The sequence below is a fragment of the Streptomyces lonarensis genome, assembly GCF_012033735.1.
GTDB classification, from domain to species: domain Bacteria; phylum Actinomycetota; class Actinomycetes; order Streptomycetales; family Streptomycetaceae; genus Streptomyces; species Streptomyces lonarensis.
This window is the reverse complement of sequence record NZ_JAAVJD010000412.1, coordinates 1-2,476: the sequence shown is the minus strand read 5'-3', so window position 1 is coordinate 2,476 and position 2,476 is coordinate 1. Positions and strand designations below refer to the sequence as shown.

General features: G+C 77.7%; 2 protein-coding genes. Both read left to right on the top strand.

What is annotated here, in order from left to right; genetic code table 11:
• The coding region (locus HCN56_RS25130) for a hypothetical protein (RefSeq protein WP_167974889.1) at positions 1 to 1,448 on the top strand (1,448 nt) is incomplete at its 5' end.
• A gap of 154 nt (positions 1,449 to 1,602) precedes the next feature.
• On the top strand, positions 1,603 to 2,476 hold an 874-nt coding region (locus HCN56_RS25125; protein WP_167974887.1), incomplete at its 3' end, for an SURF1 family protein.

The window sequence follows — 2,476 nt, the reverse complement described above, 5'->3', positions numbered from 1 at the left end:
CATCCGACGCCGGCGAGCCCGACGCCGGCGAGCCCGACGCCGGCGAGCCCGACGCCGCCGAGCCCGGTCCGTCGGCCCGAACGGCGCCGCAGCCGATCGCGGCCGTCTCCCCGTGCGCGGTCGGCAGGGCCGTGCCGACCGAAGCCACCGCCCAGGCCGACGCCACCGCCCCGGTCGGTGGAACCGAGCCGGTCGGCCCGCGTGCGGACGGCGGGTCCCCGCTCGCGCCGGGCCTCGACGACGAGTTGGCCCTGCGACGGCTGCTGCGCGACTCCGTGCGCGGTATCGAGCCCTCCGCCGAGTCCCTGGCCGCCCTGCAACGCGCCGTGCCCGCGCGGCGGCGACGCCGCCGCCGGCTGATGACGGCCGCGACCACGGTCGCGGTCCTGGCGGTGGGCGCGCCGGTGACCCTCCACGCGGCATCCGTCGTGGACACCAACACGCGCACCGTCGGCGCCGGCAGCGACCGGGCCGCCGAGGGCGCCACCCTGGAACCCACCGAGATCGGCGACGGCCCCGGCTCGCCCGCAGGCGGCGGCGCCACGCGCGACGAGGAGTCGGCCGGCGAGGAGACCGCCGGGCCCGGCACCGACCCGGAGACGGGCGAACCGATCGAGCCGGGCCAGGCCGACAGCGCCGGGCCCGACGAGAGCGCCGGCACCGCCGGCTCCTACCCCCGGTGCGACCGCGACCAGCTCGGCGACGCCGTGACCGCACTCGCCGACCCGGACTCCGACGGCGTGATCTACGGCTCGATCCTGGTCTCCAACGTCTCTGCCTCCACCTGCCGGGTGCGCGGCACCGACGAACTGACCGCCACCGCCGTCCGCAACACGGCGGCCGCGAGCACGGTCTCGCCCCAGGTGGTGCTCCGCACCTCCGGTGACCGCGCCGTCGGGCTCCCGCTGCCCGACCGCTGGGTGGAGGAGCTGGTGCTGCCGCCCGGCGAGGCCTACGAGGTCCGGTTCGCGTGGGTGCCGAGCCGCAGCGCCCCCGACGGCGGCTGCTCCGTGCCGGACCCGGAACCGCTCCCCACCGACATCGGCAGCGGCGGCGGCTCCGCCACCGGCGGGGCGAGCGGCGGCTCCGGCAGCTCCGACGAGGACGAGACCGGCCTCGCCGCCGTCGACGATCACCCCGGTGGCGGCTCCGGCGAGGACCTGCAGGCACCGGACGACGGCGGCTCGACGGGCGGCGGCGGGTCGGGCTCCGGCGGTTCCACCGACGGCCCCGGCGGCAGCGCGGGTGGTTCAGGGGGCCCGGGCGGGTCCGGCAGCTCCGGCAACGACACCGGCGCGGGCCCCGGAGGCCCCGGCGGCGCGGAGGCCGAAGGGGTTCTCGTCCGCTACACCCCGGCCTCGGGCACTCCGCGTGCCGCCCAGATCGAGTTGGTCGGCGTCTGCGCCGGCAGTCTGCACCGCACCGGGGTCCTCGTCCCGACCGTCTGACCCGCGCCCCTCCGCCCGCCGCTCTGCCGCGCCGTCGGGACCCGGGACCCGCTGCTGCGACCCGCGGTCCGACACCCCGCCCCGGTGGCTGCCGCCCGGCTCCGGCCGGAGGGCGGCGGCAGGGGCGCGAGGGGCGCCCCGGTACCGTGGGATCGTGTACCGGTTTCTGCTGACCCCGCGCTGGTGGGCGATCAACGTCTTCGTCGCGCTCGCGATCCCGTTCTGCCTGTACATGGGCAGCTGGCAGCTGGGGCGGTTCGAGGACCGGGTCGAGGGCCACCGGGACAACCAGCAGCAGGTCGAGGCCGCGCGCATCGCCGAGGCGGTGCCGCTGGCCCAGCTGCTGCCCCCGACCACCGAGACCGTCGGCGAGGCGGCCGTCGTCACCGGAACCTACGACGCGGAGCACGAACTGCTCGTTCCCGGGCGGACGCTCGACGGCGAGCCCGGCTTCTACGTCCTCACGCCGCTGGAGCCGTCCGACGGGAGCCGCGCCGTCCCCGTGGTGCGCGGTTGGCTGCCCGGCGCCCCGGACGCCGCGGCGGTGCCCCCCGCGCCGGAGGGGGAGACCGGCGTCGAGGGCATCCTCCAGGCCGCCGAGTCGCCGCGCGCCGTCAGCGCACCGACCGGTCTGCCCAGCGGCCAGATCGGCGTCATCGGCGCTGCCTCGCTGATCAACCTGCTGCCGTACGAGGTCGAGAACGCCTGGTTGACCGTCCGGGAGGCCGAGGAGCCGATGGCGGCCGTGCCGCCGGTCGCCCCCTCGGGCACCGGCCTCGACATCAAGGCGTTCCAGAACCTCGGGTACACCGCCGAATGGTTCGTCTTCGCGGCGTTCACCGCGTTCATGTGGTTCCGGCTGTTCCGCCGCGAGGTGGAGACCATCCGCGACGCCGAACTCGGCATCCACCCCGACGGCCCGCCCCCGGCCGCCGGTGACACCCGGCCCGCGGCCGACGAGCCCGACGCCCCGACCGGCCCCGCCGACGCCGGGAGCGCGACCGGCGGTGACGCGACCGGCGGTGAGG